At 67.2% G+C, this 16,332-nt stretch carries 14 protein-coding genes; 7 read left to right on the top strand and 7 right to left on the bottom strand.

From position 1 onward, the window contains the following. Positions 1–24: 24 nt before the first annotated feature. Complete coding sequence (locus tag J8I26_RS08045) at positions 25–1,707, top strand: methyl-accepting chemotaxis protein (protein WP_209605935.1); 1,683 nt, start codon at positions 25–27, stop codon at positions 1,705–1,707. Between the two features lie 21 nt (positions 1,708–1,728). Then, the gene (locus J8I26_RS08040) at positions 1,729–4,485 is read left to right on the top strand and encodes an EAL domain-containing protein (protein ID WP_209605933.1); all 2,757 of its coding nucleotides are present in this window, start codon (positions 1,729–1,731) and stop codon (positions 4,483–4,485) included. Here J8I26_RS08040 and J8I26_RS08035 read toward each other — a convergent pair. Beyond that, on the bottom strand, positions 4,449–5,936 hold the full coding sequence (locus J8I26_RS08035) for a PLP-dependent aminotransferase family protein (RefSeq protein WP_209605931.1): 1,488 nt from the start codon (positions 5,934–5,936) through the stop codon (positions 4,449–4,451). The two genes, J8I26_RS08040 and J8I26_RS08035, sit on opposite strands and share 37 nt — an antisense overlap. Positions 5,937–6,354: 418 nt before the next feature. Between J8I26_RS08035 and J8I26_RS08030 the strand changes: the two genes are divergently transcribed. The 4 genes from J8I26_RS08030 to J8I26_RS08015 all read left to right on the top strand — a co-directional run bounded on the left by J8I26_RS08030 (position 6,355) and on the right by J8I26_RS08015 (position 10,364). Then, positions 6,355–7,449, top strand: coding sequence for an ATP-binding protein (locus J8I26_RS08030; RefSeq protein WP_209605929.1), 1,095 nt, complete (start codon positions 6,355–6,357; stop codon positions 7,447–7,449). Further along, the gene (locus tag J8I26_RS08025; RefSeq protein ID WP_209605927.1) at positions 7,446–8,093 is read left to right on the top strand and encodes a response regulator transcription factor; all 648 of its coding nucleotides are present in this window, start codon (positions 7,446–7,448) and stop codon (positions 8,091–8,093) included. Before J8I26_RS08030 ends, J8I26_RS08025 begins: the two co-directional genes overlap by 4 nt. A 199-nt stretch (positions 8,094–8,292) precedes the next feature. Further along, positions 8,293–8,664: a response regulator gene (locus J8I26_RS08020; protein ID WP_209606427.1), complete on the top strand. Its 372-nt coding sequence runs from the start codon at positions 8,293–8,295 to the stop codon at positions 8,662–8,664. A gap of 14 nt (positions 8,665–8,678) precedes the next feature. Next, positions 8,679–10,364 carry a bifunctional diguanylate cyclase/phosphodiesterase gene (locus tag J8I26_RS08015; protein WP_245200219.1) on the top strand — a complete coding sequence of 562 codons (1,686 nt, stop codon included), beginning with the start codon at positions 8,679–8,681 and terminating at the stop codon, positions 10,362–10,364. 96 nt (positions 10,365–10,460) lie between these two features. Here J8I26_RS08015 and J8I26_RS08010 read toward each other — a convergent pair whose 3' ends face one another. Beyond that, positions 10,461–11,096 carry an isochorismatase family cysteine hydrolase gene (locus J8I26_RS08010; RefSeq protein ID WP_209605923.1) on the bottom strand — a complete coding sequence of 212 codons (636 nt, stop codon included), beginning with the start codon at positions 11,094–11,096 and terminating at the stop codon, positions 10,461–10,463. Between the two features lie 158 nt (positions 11,097–11,254). Between J8I26_RS08010 and J8I26_RS08005 the strand changes: the two genes are divergently transcribed. Next, a complete protein-coding gene (locus tag J8I26_RS08005) occupies positions 11,255–11,743 on the top strand; it encodes a VOC family protein (RefSeq protein WP_209605922.1) in 489 nt (162 codons plus the stop codon). Positions 11,744–11,764: 21 nt separating this feature from the next. Here J8I26_RS08005 and J8I26_RS08000 read toward each other — a convergent pair whose 3' ends face one another. From J8I26_RS08000 to J8I26_RS07980, 5 genes are all read right to left on the bottom strand, one after another. Continuing rightward, positions 11,765–12,424, bottom strand: a complete 660-nt coding sequence (locus J8I26_RS08000; RefSeq protein ID WP_209605920.1) for an HAD-IA family hydrolase — start codon at positions 12,422–12,424, stop codon at positions 11,765–11,767. A 41-nt stretch (positions 12,425–12,465) separates the two neighbouring features. Then, complete coding sequence (locus J8I26_RS07995) at positions 12,466–13,497, bottom strand: aldo/keto reductase (protein WP_209605918.1); 1,032 nt, start codon at positions 13,495–13,497, stop codon at positions 12,466–12,468. A 223-nt stretch (positions 13,498–13,720) separates the two neighbouring features. Further along, on the bottom strand, positions 13,721–14,356 hold the full coding sequence (gene maiA, locus J8I26_RS07990) for a maleylacetoacetate isomerase (protein ID WP_209605916.1): 636 nt from the start codon (positions 14,354–14,356) through the stop codon (positions 13,721–13,723). Positions 14,357–14,367: 11 nt separating this feature from the next. Next, the gene (locus J8I26_RS07985) at positions 14,368–14,526 is read right to left on the bottom strand and encodes a hypothetical protein (RefSeq protein WP_209605915.1); all 159 of its coding nucleotides are present in this window, start codon (positions 14,524–14,526) and stop codon (positions 14,368–14,370) included. 32 nt (positions 14,527–14,558) lie between these two features. Beyond that, on the bottom strand, positions 14,559–16,328 hold the full coding sequence (locus J8I26_RS07980; protein ID WP_209605913.1) for a cytochrome c biogenesis protein DipZ: 1,770 nt from the start codon (positions 16,326–16,328) through the stop codon (positions 14,559–14,561). Positions 16,329–16,332 lie beyond the last annotated feature (4 nt).

Raw genomic sequence — 16,332 nt, 5'->3', positions numbered from 1 at the left:
TTTTCTTGAAAAGAGGGGATCGACATGGGCGGTGCTGCAAATCTATCCATCGGGGCGCGCCTGGGCGGCGCGTTCGCCATCGTGCTGGCGGCGATGGCGGTATTGATCGCGGTGGCCATCAGCCAGGTGATGCGCATCTCGGACATTGAGGAGCGCGTGATGGACCAGGACTGGACCAAGCTGGAGGCGGCCCGCAACATCGACGCGCTGACCCGCTCCAACGCCGCCCGCCTGCTGTCGCTGTTCATCATCGACGACAAGGCCGAGGAAGCCCGGACGCTGGCGCGGGTGGACCAGAACATCGCCACCATCAGGGACGCGCTCGACCTCCTGGATCGGCTGGTCAGCAGCAGCGAAGGCAAGCGGCTGGTGGGCGAGGTGCGCGAGTCGCGCCGGGTATTCGGCGAAGCGTTTGCCCGCGTACGCACGCTGCTCGGGCGCGATGAAGACAAGCAGGCCGCCGCGCTGGTGCGCACCCAAGTGATTCCCGCTATCGAGAAGTTGCAGTCCAGGATCCAGGCGCTGGTGCAGTACCAGGACCAGATCGTGCGCGACAGCCGCGGCGAATCGCGCCGCATCGTAAGCTCGGCGCGTGAGCTGATGATCGCGTTGGGCGCGGCCACGTTGCTGGCGGCGGCACTGCTGGCATGGTGGATCAGCCGCAGCATTACGCGCCCGCTGGCGCGTGCGGTGGGCTTTGCCCAGACCGTGGCGCAGGGCGACCTGCGCCAGCGCGTGGGCGCAACCGGCAGCGATGAAACCGCGCGCCTGTTGCAGGCGCTGGAGCAAATGAACGGCGCGCTGGTCGGCATCATCAGTGACGTGGCCGACGGCTCGGCCTCGATGCTGCAGGCTTCGCGCGAGATCGCCCAGGGCAGCATGGATTTGTCGGCGCGCACCGAGTCGCAGGCCTCGTCGCTGGAAGAAACCGCATCCTCGCTGGAGCAACTGACGGTGGCGGTGCACCAGAACGCCGACCGCGCGCGCGAGGCCAGCCGCCTGGTGGGCGCGGCCGCCGACGCCGCCCGCGAGGGCGGGGCCGCGGTGGAGCGCGTGATCGGCACCATGTCCGCCATCGACCGCACCGCGCGCGAGGTGGTCGGCATCACTGCCATCATCGACACCATCGCCTTCCAGACCAACATCCTGGCCCTCAACGCCGCGGTGGAAGCCGCCCGCGCCGGGGATTCCGGCCGCGGCTTCGCGGTAGTGGCGGGCGAAGTGCGCGTACTGGCGCAGCGTGCCGCGACTTCGGCGCACGAGATCAAGCGCCTGGTCGACGACTCGATCCGCCAGGTCGAGGAGGGTGGACGCCAGGTACAGGATGCCGGCCACACCATCGCCCAGGTGGTGAGCCAGGTGCGCGGCGTGGCCGACACCATGTCCGAGATCGCCATGGCCAGCAATGAGCAGAGCGGCGGCATCGACCAGATCAACAGCGCCGTCACGCAGATGGATCACGTGACCCAGCAGAACGCCGCGCTGGTTGAAGAGACCGCCGCTGCCGCCGCGGCCCTGAGCCGCCAGGCGCAGCAGCTGGAACGCGCGGCCGCGCGCTTTCAACTGCCGGGCCAGCACGCCATGCGCGAGGCCGATGCGCCGGCCGGGGATGTTCCCGGCGTCCATGACAGCCAAGACATCCACGGCACGCCGTCGCTGCCCGGCGCCCATCCGCCTTTGCGGCTGGTCGCACGCAGCGGCATGTGAACTGCACACCGGGAGTCCATCATGCACAGGGAATCACTTGAACAACCCGGCTTCAGTCGCAGCGTCATCGAGTGGAGCACCTATTTCGCCGTGCTGTTGTTCACGGCATTGCTGATCGCCAATTTCGTCTGGTCGGAACGGCGCCTGATCAACGCGTCGGAAACCTCGCGCATGCAATTGCAGGCGCACATCATCGAAGAAAACCTGGCGCATCAGTTCCTGGGCGTGCGCAATGCGCTCGAAGCAGCGCGCAGCGCCGCCGCCGATGACCGCCGCTGCAACGCCGAGTGCGAACGCCTGCTGCTGCGCTCGCTCAAGAGCGCCATGCCCGGCGTGCGCGCCATCGTGTTGCTGGACGCGGAGGGCCGCATCACCCGCTCGGCCGACGACATCGAGGACCGGCACCTGGACGACCGCGACTTTCTCTCGCAGATCGCGCGCATGTATTCGCGCAAGCTCATGTACGTTTCCCAGCCGTACGAGAACACGCCGGGCGTGTTCAACATCAAGCTGTCGATGCCCATCATGTCTGCCGACGGCCGCATTGAAGGCGCCGTCAGCGCCATCCTCAATCCGGACTATTTCGATGCCGTCATGCGCTCCGCGCTCTACGCCGACGACATGAACAGCGCCATCACCGGCGAGGACGGCCGGCGCCTGCTGTTCGTCCCGGCCAACGCCGCCAAGCTGCGCAGCAGCGCCGACGATGACGACTTCCTGCGCCTGCACCTGCGCGGCGGCGCGGTCTCCAGCGTGTTGCGCGCCAGCGCCCCCGACGGCGAGCGCCGCATGGCGGTGCAGCGCACCGTCACCCAGGGCGAGCTGGGGCTGGACAAGACCTTCGTCATCAGTCTCTCGCGCAGCGTGGCCCGCATCAATGCCGGTTGGCACGAGCTGGCGCTGTCCTACTTGGTCATGTGGTGCGTGTTCGGCCTGCTGGGCGCGCTGGCGCTGGTACTGATGCAGCGTCGTCGTCGCGCGTTGGGCGAGCTCACGCGCCAGCGCGAGGCGCATCATGCCGAGCTCAGCGAACGCATGGAGCTGGCCCTGTCCGGCGCCAACCTCGGTTTGTGGGACTGGCACATTCCCAGCGACGCCCGTCGCGTCGATGCCCGCGGCAATGCGATGCTGGGCTACGCCGCCGATTGCCAGTTCGACGCGCCCGGCGAATGGCGCGCCATGGTCAACCCGGAGCAGATGGAGGCGCTGAACCATGCACTGAAACTGCACCTGGCGGACAGCGCGCAGTCCTTCGAGGCCGAGTACCAGATGCGCCACAAGGACGGCCACTGGGTCTGGATCCAGTGCCGCGGCAAGGTGGTGCAGCGCGATGCGCAAGGCCGGCCGCTGCGCATGGTAGGCACGCGCATGGACATCAGCGCGCGCAAGGAGGCCGAGGAAGAGATCGCCCGCCTGGCCTATTACGACGGCCTGACCAACTTGCCCAACCGGCGCCTACTGCTCGACCGCCTGGAGCACGCCGTGGCGCGCTGCGGTCGCGCCGGCTATCACGGCGCGGTGATCTTCGTCGACCTCGACAACTTCAAGTCCCTCAACGACACCATGGGTCATGACGTCGGCGATCGGCTGCTGGAGCTGGTGGCGTTGCGCCTGAAGCAGGTCACGCGCGAGGTCGATACGGTGGCGCGCCTGGGCGGGGACGAGTTCGTGGTGCTGCTGGAGGATCTGGGCGCCGATGCGGCGGAGGCCGAGAACAATGCCCAGTTCGTGTGCCGCAAGATACTGGCATCGCTCAATGCCGGCTACACGATGGAGGGCTATGAAGTGCGCAGCACCCCCAGCCTGGGGGTGGTGCTGTTCGGGGCCGGGCGCCACAGCGTCAACGACTTGCTGCGCCAGGCCGACATGGCGATGTACGAAGCCAAGGCCGCCGGCCGCAATACCTATCGCTTCTTCAGCCCCGACATGCAGGAAGTGCTGGACCAGATCGCCATGCTGGAAACCGATCTGCGCCACGCGCTGGTGCGGCATGAGCTGCTGCTCCACTACCAGCCCATCGTCGGCAGCGACGGCAAGCTGAGCGGGGTGGAGGCGCTGATGCGCTGGCACCATCCGCGGCGCGGCCTGGTCTACCCGGGCGCCTTCATCGCCCAGGCCGAGAAGTCCGGCCTGATCGTCGAATTCGGCGAATGGGCGCTGGCCACGGCGTGTGAACAACTGGTGGAGTGGGCCGCCGACGCCAGCAGCGAGCCCTTGACCATCGCCGTCAACGTCAGCGCGCGCCAGTTCCGCCAGCCCGATTTCACGCAGCGTGTGCTGGAGATCCTGAACCGGACCGGCGCCAATCCGCGCCGTCTCAAGCTGGAGTTGACCGAGAGCATGTTGCTCACCGACGTCGACGACCTGATCTGCAAGATGGGCGTGTTGAAGGAGGTCGGCGTGAGCTTCTCGCTGGATGATTTCGGCACCGGCTATTCCTCGCTGAGCTACCTCAAGAAGCTGCCGCTGGACCAGCTCAAGATCGATCGTTCCTTCGTGCAGGACATGCTGCTGACGCCGCACGCCTCCTCCATCGTGCGCACCATCGTCAGCCTGGCGCACAGCATGGGCCTGAACGTGGTGGCTGAAGGGGTGGAGACGGCCGAGCAGTGGGCGGCGCTGCGCAAGATAGGCTGCACGACCTTCCAAGGCTACCTGTTCGGCAAGCCCGCGCCGCGGGAGGACATCGCGGCGCAGTTCCTGCTGCGCGGCGACCAGTCGGGACGCTTGTCGCGCCAGCCTCAGCTGGCTTTGGTCAGTCCGTTCAGCGGTGCCTGACGCGGCGGCTCGGCAACCGGTTGCGCCGGGGCGCGCGCCGCCAGTTCATGCGCGATCTCGCCCAGCAGGCGCACGGCCTGTTCGATCCCGGCATCCCAGGCGAAGCTGTAGTTGAGGCGGATGCAGTGGGCGAAGGCGTTGTCGGTGCTGAACATGTTGCCGGGGGCGACACTGATGCCTGCCGCCTGCGCGCGTGCATGCAAGTCCATCGCCAGGATGCTGCGCGGCAGCGTCACCCACAGCAGATAGCCGCCGCCCGGCTCGGAGCACTGCGTGCCCGCCGGGAAAAAGCGCAGCACAGTGGCGCGCATGATGCGCTCCTGCTGCGCCAGGGTCTTGCGCAGGCGGCGCAGGTGGAAATCGTAGCCCTCGTTTTGCAGGTACTCGGCAATCGCCCGTTGCGGGTGCGACGGCGTCGATACCGTGTTCAGGAACTTGAGGCGCTCGACCGCTTCGCGATAGCGGCCGGGCAGGGTCCAGCCGATGCGGTGCTCGGGCGAGAGGCTCTTGGAGAAGGAGCTGCAGTACAGCACCAGGCCGTGATGATCGAAGGCCTTCAGCGTGCGCGGGCGCTGTTCTGCGTAATGCAGCTCGCCGTAGACATCGTTCTCGATGAGCGGCAGGCGATGCGACGCCATCAGGTCGACCAGCGCGCGCTTGCGCTGCTCGGGCATCTCGAATCCCATCGGGTTCTGGAAGGTCGGCATGACCACCGCGCCGGCCACCTGGCCGGCCTCGATCACCGCGTGCAGGGACGGCAGGTCGATGCCGTTGACGCCGTCGGCAGGCACGGGCACGGCACGCATGCCGATGCGCTCGATGGCGTGCAGCAGCGCGTAGTAGGTGGGCGCCTCCACCGCGATGCCGTCGCCGGGGCGGGAGATGGCTTGCAGGCACAGATTGATCGCCTCGGTCGCGCCCTCGGTGACGACGATCTCCGCAGGGTTCACCGGCAGCCCGGTCTCCAGGTGGCGGCGCGCAATCTGGCGGATCAGATCCGGGTTGCCGGGCGGCAGCGAGCCCATCAGTTCCTGGCGATCGCGGCGCTTGTACAGGCCGTGCGCAAGCTGGCTGATGCGCGCCGACGGGAACAGCGTCGGGTCGGGATAGGGCGAGCCCAGCGGGATGCGGTTCTCGGAATTGATCGACCTCATGTTGGAGAGCACCAGCGCGGCCGGCGCCATGTCGCGGCTCATCTGCCCGGCGGCGGCGGGTATGTCCGCATGCGTGGGCGCACCTTGCTGGTGCGTGCGCACGAAGTAACCGGACTGGGGACGGCTCTCGATCAGGCCGCGGCTTTCCAGCAACAGGTAAGCGCGGATCACCGTCGAAATGCTCAGCTGGTATTGCTGGCTGGTGCGACGCACCGAGGGGATCTTCTCGCCGGCGAGCATGATGCCGTCCTCTATCTGTTGACGTATCGTGTCGGCGAGTTGTTCATAGAGCTTCACTGTGCCTCCCGTAGGCGCGAAATCAGGATGAACGCATCGTAGGACCGGCGCCCGGGACGCGCCAATCATACGAGAGTATGAAACTGTTTTTCCGTCTGGAAATTCGATGCGTCGCACCGGTCGTTCTTGTTCTCGCTACATGCGAATGCCGTGCCGGATTCGCAGGGTTCGCAGGGTTCGCCTTCGCGCCGCTCCCCCTGAAAGCGGCCATGGCCTACCTATACTTTGGTGTAATACGCGTATCCGTTCGATCGTCGCACATTTATACTCGTGTTCTGCAAAAAGGGGAATCGCCTGCAGGCGCGGTTCTTCCCGATAAACATAATGATTGATCCGGTTCGAGCGCGAGGGGCGCGCACCATGCACACATCCGGCGCACGTCCGGGCGGGTGCGTTGTCGAACCGGCCGGGAGAATGCATGTTCATTTCTGCTCGTTCGTCGGTGGTGCCGGTGGTGGGAGCGGCGCTGACAGCGGCGATCTTTGCCGTCGACGCCTTGACGCCGTTGGACGTCGCCATCGCCGTACTCTACGTCGCGGTGGTGCTGTTGTCGGCGACGGTATGGCCGCGCCGCGGCGTAATCGCGGTCACCGTGGTGTGCATCGCGCTCACGCTGATCGCCTACGGCAGCTCGCACGGGTTCGACCAAAGCGACGCCGCGCTGGCGCGTTGCCTGGTGAGCTTGGCGGCCATCGCCATCACCGCATTTCTGGCCCTGAAGGGACAAGCCGCCGCGCTGGCCCTGCTGCAGCGCGAGGAGGCGCTCAATGTCGCGCGCGGCCAGTTGGCGCATGCCAGCCGCGTCAGCACGCTGGGCGAGCTGGCCGCGTCCATCGCCCATGAGGTGAACCAACCGCTGGCCGCCATCGAGACGCACGGCGAGGCTTGCCTGCGCTGGATGAACCGGCCCGAACCCGACATGGGCGAGGCGCGCAGCGCCGTGCAGGCGATGCAGCGCGATGCCCGTCGCGCCAGTGAAGTGATCCGCCGCATTCGCGCCATGGCCAGCCAGGCCGCGCCGTCGTTTGCGGCGCTGGACGTCAACCAGGTGGTGGCCGAAAGCTGCGACCTGCTGCGCCGTGAACTGCAGCGCCACGGTGCTGCGCTGAAGATGGAGCTGCAGGCCGATCTGCCTGCCGTCATGGCCGACAAGATCCAGCTGCAGCAGGTGGTGATCAACCTGGTGATGAACGCGGCCCAGGCCATGGCCGGCGCCGGCGCGCGCGAGCGTCGCATCGACGTGCGTTCGTTCACCCGGCGAGATGAGCGCGACGGCGCGTCCGTCGTGGTGGTCGAGATCGCCGACAGCGGCCCGGGCTTCGCGCCCGATGACCTCAAGCGCCTGTTCGACGCCTTCTTCACCACCAAGCAGGACGGCATGGGCATGGGCCTGCCGATCTGCCGCTCCATCATCGAGACGCACGGCGGCGTCATCCGCGCCTGGAACCGTGAGCCCGGCGGCGCAGCCATGGCGTTCAGCCTGCCGACGCCGCCGGCGGGAGCGGCGACATGACGCCTGCGACCAAACCGGCCGGCGACCCCATCGTCTACATCGTCGACGACGACGAGTCGCTGCGCAGCGCGCTCGACAGCCTGCTGCGCTCGGTCGGCCTGCAGGTGCGCGGCTACGCTAGCGCCGCCGCCTTCCTGCAGCGCCCGGCTGCCGACGTTCCCGGCTGCCTGCTGCTGGACGTACGCCTGCACGGCATCAGCGGGCTCGACTTCCAGGCCGAGCTGGCGCGCTCCGGCGAAACCATGCCGGTGATTCTGATGACCGGGCACGGCGACATTCCGATGAGCGTGCGCGCCATGAAGGCCGGCGCGATCGATTTCCTGACCAAGCCGTTTCGCGACCAGGATCTGCTGGACGCGGTGGCCTCGGCCCACGAACGCGACCGGCGCCAGCTCGAACAGCGCCAGGCCAACTCGGGCCTGTATGCGCGTTATGCCGGCCTGACCCCACGCGAGACGGAGGTGATGTGGCTGGCCGTGAGCGGCCTGCTGAACAAGCAGATCGCCGGCGAACTCGGCACCAGCGAGGTGACGGTCAAGATCCACCGCGGCCATGCCATGAAGAAGATGCAGGCCAAGACCTTCGCCGATCTGGTGCGCATGGCGCAGGTGCTGGAGCTTGGCGGCCTCAAGCCGTCTGCCTGACGGCGGCCGGCGCCGCCGACATGGCAGGCCTGGCAGGCCGGCATCCTGACCGTTCCCTAAGCTTTCTTTACGTATTGTCATCCCCGCCTTCTTTGCTCTCATACCAACGTATGATTTTCGGCGCGCTTGCCGGTTGCTAATCTGCAAGCTACCGTCGGCGCCACGCCGCGGCACAGTAAAGGAACAGGCAGTGACAACAATGAGCAAGATCGCGGTAGTGGATGACGATGGTTCGATGCGCGATGCGCTGTCGGCGCTGGTAAGGTCGCTCGGCATGGCCGTCGCCAGCTATGCCTCGGCCGATGCCTTCGTGGCCGCGCACGCCTGGGAGGATGCCGATTGCATCATCACCGACGTGCAGATGCCGGGCATGAGCGGCATCGAACTGCTGGAGTTCATCCGCTGCCGCCGCCTTGCCGTTCCTGTGATCGTGATCACCGCCTATCCTTCGGCCGCGCTGCAGGCGCGCGTCACCGCCGCCGGCAACGCCGGCTTCATGGGCAAGCCGTTCGACGCCAATGCGATGGTCGAGCAGATCGAGCAGTTGCTGGAGAAACCTTCAACAGCGTAATGGAGAAACGCGTAATGGAAAATCTCTTGGAAGGTCGTGCGCCGGGCGCCTGGGAGCAGGGCATGCGCCTGGGCCAGGACCAACGCCTGCGCCACTTGCTGGCGCGCCACGCGCGCTGGCCGATCTACCTGTTGCTGACCATCGTGGTGGCTTGCGGCATCGGCCTGTCGGTCTTCATGCAGCAGACCGTGGAGAATATCCGCAACGCCGCCCAGCCGCTGGTGCACTGGGAACTGTCGGCGCAGAACATGCGCGACGTCGCCGAGCTGCTGCGCGAAGGCGGCATGGTGGACGTCAACATCAACCGCATCGCCCGCCTGGTGCACTGGTTCAACCTGCTGGCGCTGACCACCGCCCTGTTCATGATGTACCACATCTGGGCGCGCTTTCGCTCCGAGGACGCGCTGGCGCACCAGGCCGCGCACGATCCGCTGACCGGCCTGGGCCACCGTCGCTCGCTGGAGCGCAGCCTGCAGGACCTGCGCGGTCGCAGCCACGTGGTGGTGCTGGGCAGCGTCGATCGCTTCGAGCGCGTCATCGGCGCCTACGGCCATGAGTTTGCGGACCACATGATGCTCGACATCGCCGGCCGCCTGCGCACCCTGGTGGCGGCGCACGACGGCGAAGTGTTCCGCCTGGACGGCGCCAATTTCGTGATCCTGTATCGCCACACCGTACAGTCGCCCGCCTTCGCACGCGCGCTGTCGGCGTTGCAGGCGGAAATGCAGCGCCCCTATCGCGGCCGCATGCACGAGGTGTTTTCCAATCTCAGCCTGGGCGCCGCCGAATATCCCCGCCACGGAGAGGCGCCGGCCACGTTGCTGCGTAATGCCGATGCCGCCTTGCAGTCGGCGCGGGCGCAGGGTGGCGGCGCGCTGGTGGCGTATTCGGAAGAGCTCAACGCGCAGGCCAGCCGCCGCGTCGACCTGGAGGCGCAGCTGATGCACGCGGTCGAGCGCGATGAGCTGGAGCTGCATTTCCAGCCGCAACAGCGCCTGGCCGATGGAGAGCTGCTGGGCTTCGAGGCGCTGGTGCGCTGGCGTCGCGATGACAAGCTGGTGCCGCCGGGCGAATTCATCCCCATCGCCGAAGAGTCGGGACTGGTGATCGCCATCGGCGAATGGGTGCTGGAACGCGCCTGCTGGCAGATCCTCGCGCTGCGCGAAGTGAGCGGCCGCGACCTGGTGGTGGCGGTGAACATTTCGGCGCGGCAGTTCCGCCATCCCGACTTCTATCGCAAGATCGAGGCGCTGCTTGAGCGCACCGGGATCAAGCCGTCCAGCCTCGAACTGGAAATCACCGAAGGCGCGGTGATGGAGCAGACCGAAGTCGCCATCGCCTTGCTGCACCGCCTGCGCGCGCTGGGGTTGAAGTTGTCCATCGACGATTTCGGCACCGGCTACTCCAGCCTGTCCTACCTGAAGCGTTTTCCCATCGACAAGCTCAAGATCGACCAGTCTTTCGTGCGTCAACTGAAACCCAATTCCCATGACGCCGCCATCGTGCAGGCCGTCATCGGCCTGGGCCACACGCTGGGCATCGATGTTATCGCCGAGGGCGTGGAGACCTTCGAGCAACGTGAATGGCTCAAGCGTCTGGCCTGCGACGAGATCCAGGGCTATTTCTACAGCCGGCCGCTGGCCGAGCCGCAGCTCTATGGCTTTGTGATCAGGCAGTTGCGCCCGGCCCATGCCGCCTGAGCGGCATGTCTGTGCTGTGGGATGATCAATAAAAAACGCCCGCGCTTGCGGGCGTTTTCACAGGCGGTCGTGCCACTGTCCATTTAATCCACTTGCTCAGTTCAGCCAGTCCAGGCGCGTCAGCTTGATGCGCTCGCCCAGACGCGGCGCGTTGACCAGGTGCCAGGCGGTGTACTGCTCGGCATAGGCGGCGTCGGAGGCCATCAGGTCCACCGGCACGATCACGTCGAAGCCGCGGAAAGCCGCGCTGGCCGAGGTATGCAGCACCGCGCCGTGGGCCGCTGCGCCGATGCTGATGACGGTCTTGATGCCCTTCTCGCGCAGCGTCTTGTCCAGCTCGGTATTGACGAACTTGTCGGGGCCGGCGGTGAACAGCAGCTCGTCGCCGCGCATCGCCGCCTCCGGCCAGATGTCGGCCGGCTTGCTGGCCGCGCCCAGGGTGTAGATCACGGTCAGTTTTTTGGCGCGGGCGAATTCCAGCATCTTCGCCACCCGGGGCAGCATGGCCACGCAGCGCGGCCGGCTCTCGGCATTGCAGGTCTGTTTGGCCAGGTCCAGCACCAGCAGCGCGGTGGTGGCGGGGTCGACCGTGATTTTGGCCAGCGGCGGCGGCGCCGGCGCCTTCACGGTAGACCAGTCGTCATAGACGCCTTGCGCCGAGGCGGCGCCGCCGGCGCTGGCGAGGACGAGGGCCAGGGCGCTGCCGGCCAACCAGCGGGAGATACGGTTCATGGAGATTCCTTTCTGCTGAGCTTTTGAGGAGGAGTGCGATTGGTTATGCTGGCGATGCGGAGATGGCCGATACGGCATGCCCGCGCCGGCGAACATCATAAGTCACTACGATCAGCCACCGCGAATGAACCGGCATTCGCCCATCCGAGGAGACCGCCATGGCCAGCCAGGTCAGCAAGAACACGATTTGCCTGTGGTACGACGGCGACGCGCTGGACGCCGCCACCTTCTACGCCGAGACCTTTCCCGACAGTGCGGTCAAGGCGGTGCATCACGCGCCGGGCGACTATCCGTCCGGCAAGCAGGGCGACGTGCTGACGGTGGAGTTCACCGTCATCGGCATCCCCTGCATCGGCCTCAACGGCGGACCGACGTTCCGGCACAGCGAGGCCTTCTCCTTCCAGGTCGCCACCGACGACCAGGAAGAAACCGACCGCCTGTGGAACGCCATCGTCAACAACGGCGGCGAAGAAAGCGCCTGCGGCTGGTGCCGCGACAAATGGGGCCTGTCGTGGCAGATCACGCCGCGGGTGTTGACGGCGGCCTTCACCGACCCCGATCGCGCCGCGGCCGCACGCGCCTTCCAGGCCATGATGACGATGCGCAAGATCGACATCGCCGCCATCGAGGCGGCGTGGCGCGGATGAATTATCCCGCGTCGCCGGCGCTCAGCCTGCGGCCTTGATGTGCGCCCACAGGGCCGGCGCGGTGAAGTCGCGGATCGCCGCGCTGGCGCCCGCCGCCTTCAGTTTTTCCTCATCCAGCCCGGTCAGCATACCGAAGGTGTAGAGCCCGGCCGCGCTGGCCGCCTTCACGCCCGAGGACGAGTCCTCGAACGCCACCGCATGTTGCGCCTGCGCGCCCAGCCGCTGCAGCGCAGTGAGGTAGGGCAGCGGATCGGGCTTGCCGCGCGCCAGCTCGTCGCTGATCACCAGGGTCTCGAAACGGCTGGCCAGCCCACTGGCCTTGAGCATCAGTTCGGCATTGGCGCGCGGCGCGTTGGTGACCACCGCGGTGCTGCCGCCGATCTGTTGCACGTGATCCAGCAGCGCGTGGATGCCGGCCATGGGTTCCACCTTCTGATCCAGCTGCGCGCGAAACAGCTGCTCCTTCTCGTCGGCCAGCGGGATGTACTGCGAGGCCGGCATGCCGGGGAACAGATAGCCGAAGATCGAGGCGTTGGTGTGGCCCATGATGTGGGTCTTGTAATCGTCCACGCCGATGCTGCGATCCCAGCGCGCCAGGATGGTGTTGAAGGCGTGGTGATGCAACGCGTCGGTGTCCATCAGCGTGCCGTCGAGGTCGAACAGGAAGGTGGTGATTGCCATGTGCTTGTCTTTTCTTCTCTTGTCTTGCGGCGACCCGGTGCTTACCAGGTCGTCGGTTTGGGGTTGCGGTTGTCGAAGCCCATCTGGTGCCAGTAGGGATAGACGGGCGTCTCGCGGCTGACGGCGTCGAGCCGGGCCACTTCCTCCGGCGTCAGGCTCCAGCCGATGGCGCCGAGGTTCTGGACCAGCTGTTCCTCGTTGCGCGCGCCGATCACGATGTTGCAGACCGAGGGCCGCAGGCTCAGCCAGTTCAGCGCCACCTGCGCGACCGTCTTGCCGCGCGCCCTGGCGATGTCGTCGGCCACGTCGACGATGTCATACAGTTTTTCATCGTTCACCGGCGGTCCGCCCTCGGCGCCGCCGGAGGCGATGCGGCCGTCGGTCGCCGGCGCGCCGCGGCGGATCTTGCCGGTCAGGCGGCCCCAGCCCAGCGGACTCCACACCATGGTGCCCACGCCCTGGTCCAGCATCAGCGGCATCAGCTCCCATTCATAGTGCCGGCTCACTAGCGAGTAACAACCCTGGTAGGCGACGTAGCGGCCCAGGCCGTAGCGTTCCGAGGTGGCCAGCGACTTCATCAGTTGCCAGCCCGAGAAGTTGGAGGCGCCGATGTAGCCGATCTTGCCGGCCGAGATCAGGTCGTCCAGCGCGCGCAGGGTTTCGTCGACCGGCGTGAGCGCGTCGAAGCCGTGCATGAAATAGAGGTCGATGTGGTCGGTCTGCAGGCGGCGCAGGCTGTCCTCGCAGGCGCGCACCAGGTGATGGCGCGAGGAGCCGACGTCGTTGGGGCCGTCGCCCATGCCGAAGGTGGCCTTGCTGGAAATCAGCGCGCGCTGGCGCTTGCCCTTGAGGGTCTGGCCCAGCACGGTTTCCGACAGGCCGGCCGAGTAGACGTCGGCGGTGTCGAACATGTTCAGCCCGTGGTCCAGGCACAGGTCGACGATGCGTTGCGCCTCCTGGCCCTGGGTCGAGCCCCAGCGTTCGAAGAAGGCGCCGGCGCCGCCGAAGGTGCCGGTGCCCAGGCTGAGAAGAGGAACCTTGAGGCCGGAGCGGCCGAGTTGTCGGTATTGCATGAGAACTCCTGCGGTGAGTGAGCGGGGCTCGTTGAGGGAGGACTGCGCAACTGCGGGACAGCGGTGACCGGAGGATTTTATAAGACAAAGCGCCATGACGGGGGCGGCGACGAGCTCATCAGCGCGACGGATCGGTGGGGATAAAGGAAATCAAAAGAGATGCGGCGGCCGCAAGGGCCGCCGCAATCCGGCGAAGACGAACGCCGACCGGAAGCCGGCCCGCTTACTTGCGCGGCGCCGGCGCGTTGTCGGCGAAGGCGGGGATCGTCTTCAGGCGCGCGTAGATCGCCGCCGCCGCCGGCCATTGGGCGAGGTCCATGCCCGCGCGCTCGGCGTTCACCATCTGCGGGAACAGCAGGATGTCGCCCAGCGAAGGCGCGTCGCCGGCGACGAAGGGGCCGGCGCGATGCGACGCCAGGAGCGCATTCACGGCGCTAAGGCCTTCCACGGTCCAGTGGGTGTTCCACTCGGCGAGGCCGGCCGGCGTCATGCCGGGGATGGTCGACAGGCGGCGCGCGATGCGCGGCGGCACCAGCGCATGGATCTCGGCGGCGATGGCAATGGCCACCGAGCGCGACAACGCGCGCTGCTCCAGCCCCTGCGGCAGCAGCGGCGGCTCGGGCTGCAGCTCGTCGAGGTACTCGATGATGGCGATCGATTGCGTGATCAGCGTGCCGTTGTCGGTCACCAGCGCCGGCACCAGGCCTTGCGGATTCACGCGCAGGTAGTCGCTGCCGCGGTTCTCCGGGTTCTCGCCGAGGATGGTCACCGGCAGCGTTTCCACGCTGATGTTCTTGAGGGCCAGGGCGATGCGCACGCGGGAGGCGGCGGAGGAGATTTCATTCAGGTAAAGCTTCATGGTGCGTCCTTTCAGTGGGTGGTTGGTGCGGGAATCGTGTTTGCGGGCGCTGCCTGCGACAGCAGCGTCGTCGGGTTCATGCGTTCAGTCAGTTCGCGCTGGCTGGTGTCCCATGCGCAGGGACTGGCGGAAATGGCGGCGGCGGTAAGCCAGCCGATCATGGATTTCATGTGCAGCTCCTTTCAGGTCGTTTGCAAAACATTCAGCCGAAGGTGAAGGCGTAAGCCGTCGCGCCCGGATCGAGGAAGCGCACCTCGAAGGTCCGCGGCTTCACCTCGCCGCGCTGGCGCACCAGCTGGAACAAGCGGGTGCGTTCCACCGTGCCGCGACCGGCGGCGTCGATGTCGGCGCCATGCAGCTCGCCCGGCGCCTTGCCGTCCACCGTCACCTGAAAGCGCACCGGACGGCCGTCCTGGTCCGGGCCCAGCACCAGGTGCAGGTCGCGCGCCGAGAAGCGGTATGCGATGCCGGCGCCGGCGCGCATGGCGATGATGGCCTCCGCGCCCACGCGCCAGTTGCCGTCCAGGCTCCACTGGTTCACGCCCAGCGGCGCGGCGCTGTAGTCGCGGGCGACGTCGGGCAGCACACGCTCGTTCGAATTGAAGCCGGTGGCCTGGCGGTAGCCGAGATAGGTTTCGTCGGAGCCCAGTTGCGCCAGGTCGGGGGCGGCCTGGATGCCGGGGGCGTCGGGCGCGACCGATCCGGCCGCAGCCTGTCCGCCGGCACGGCTACCGACTTCCTTGAGCAGTTCCTGGATGGCCTTTTCCGAGGCCTCGTAGCGACCCTCGCCGAAGTGGTGGTAGCGCAGCTTGCCCTGGGCGTCGGCCAGGTAGATCGCCGGCCAGTAGCTGTTGTTGAAGGCGCGCCAGATGCGGAAGTTGCTGTCCACCGCCACCGGGAAACCGAGCTTGAATTCGCCCAGCGCCTTCTTCACGTTGTCGACCTTCTTCTCGAAGGCGAACTCCGGGGTATGCACGCCGATCACCACCAGGCCCTGGTCCTTGTACTTCTCGGCCCAGGCGCGCACGTAAGGCAGCGTACGGATGCAGTTGATGCAGGAGTAAGTCCAGAAGTCGACCAGCACTACTTTGCCGCGCAGCTGCTCGACCGTCAGCGGCGCCGAGTTCAGCCACTCCACCGCGCCGTCCAGCGCAGGCAGCTGGCCTTCCACCGGCAGCAGGCTGCGGTAGGGACGGGGTGTCTGGGACGACTGCGGCAACGCGCCCGCCATGGCGCCCGCGCCGGCCGTCAGGCTGCGCTCCGGCGTGAGCCATTCCAGCAGTACGTTTTCCAGCTTGTCGGTGGCGCGCGACGAACCCGGCGGTGTGAAGTCAGCGCCCACCGCGACGCTGGCCACGCCGGCCAGCACCGCCACGCCCAAGGCGCGACGCACCCATTCACCGACGTGCAGGCGGCGCCTGGCAGCAGCCAGCAGGCGGGCGCCGGCGGCCATGCACAGGCCCAGCGCGCTGGTCGCGCCGGCGGCGTAGGCCAGCAGCAGGCCGGCGGTTTGCACGCTGGGACCCTGCCAGGCGGCGCCCGACAGCACCAGACCGAGGATGGGGCCGGCGCAGGGCGTCCACAGCAAGCCGGTGGCCGCGCCCAGCAGTACCGAGCCGCTCACTGTGGCCGGGCGCCGGCGCGAATGCTCGGCCAGCACATTGCCCAGCATCACGCCGGGACGCGCCAGCAGCAGGGCCAGCGCCGGCCACACCAGCGCCAGCCCGAACAGGGCCAGCACCAGCATGGCGGCGATGCGGCCGATTTCATTGACGTGCACCGCCCAGTTCGCACCCACCGCGGCCAGCGTCGCCACGGCGGCGAACACCAGCGCCATGCCGGCCAGCATCGGCAGGCGCGCGGTGAGGAAAGGCTGGTCGGCGCGGGCGAACAGGAAGGGCAGAACCGGCAGGATGCAGGGGCTCAGGAGTGTGAGCGCCCCGCCCAAGAAGGCGGCGAGATAGAGGATCATGATG

Origin of the sequence: Herbaspirillum sp. LeCh32-8, from assembly GCF_017814915.1 — a bacterium.
GTDB lineage: Bacteria > Pseudomonadota > Gammaproteobacteria > Burkholderiales > Burkholderiaceae_D > Herbaspirillum.
Note: the sequence above shows the minus strand (reverse complement) of the source record. Positions and strands in the feature narration are given on the sequence as shown.

Excerpts from the sequence above, each read along its gene's own strand:
- J8I26_RS08020 (WP_209606427.1), top strand. The coding sequence starts at position 8,293 with ATGAGCAAGATCGCGGTAGTGGATGACGATGGTTCGATGCGCGATGCG.
- maiA (WP_209605916.1), bottom strand. The coding sequence starts at position 14,356 with ATGAAGCTTTACCTGAATGAAATCTCCTCCGCCGCCTCCCGCGTGCGC.
- J8I26_RS08045 (WP_209605935.1), top strand. The coding sequence starts at position 25 with ATGGGCGGTGCTGCAAATCTATCCATCGGGGCGCGCCTGGGCGGCGCG.
- J8I26_RS08000 (WP_209605920.1), bottom strand. The coding sequence starts at position 12,424 with ATGGCAATCACCACCTTCCTGTTCGACCTCGACGGCACGCTGATGGAC.
- J8I26_RS08025 (WP_209605927.1), top strand. The coding sequence starts at position 7,446 with ATGACGCCTGCGACCAAACCGGCCGGCGACCCCATCGTCTACATCGTC.
- J8I26_RS08010 (WP_209605923.1), bottom strand. The coding sequence starts at position 11,096 with ATGAACCGTATCTCCCGCTGGTTGGCCGGCAGCGCCCTGGCCCTCGTC.
- J8I26_RS08015 (WP_245200219.1), top strand. The coding sequence starts at position 8,679 with ATGGAAAATCTCTTGGAAGGTCGTGCGCCGGGCGCCTGGGAGCAGGGC.
- J8I26_RS08030 (WP_209605929.1), top strand. The coding sequence starts at position 6,355 with ATGTTCATTTCTGCTCGTTCGTCGGTGGTGCCGGTGGTGGGAGCGGCG.
- J8I26_RS08040 (WP_209605933.1), top strand. The coding sequence starts at position 1,729 with ATGCACAGGGAATCACTTGAACAACCCGGCTTCAGTCGCAGCGTCATC.
- J8I26_RS07980 (WP_209605913.1), bottom strand. The coding sequence starts at position 16,328 with ATGATCCTCTATCTCGCCGCCTTCTTGGGCGGGGCGCTCACACTCCTG.
- J8I26_RS07985 (WP_209605915.1), bottom strand. The coding sequence starts at position 14,526 with ATGAAATCCATGATCGGCTGGCTTACCGCCGCCGCCATTTCCGCCAGT.
- J8I26_RS07995 (WP_209605918.1), bottom strand. The coding sequence starts at position 13,497 with ATGCAATACCGACAACTCGGCCGCTCCGGCCTCAAGGTTCCTCTTCTC.
- J8I26_RS08005 (WP_209605922.1), top strand. The coding sequence starts at position 11,255 with ATGGCCAGCCAGGTCAGCAAGAACACGATTTGCCTGTGGTACGACGGC.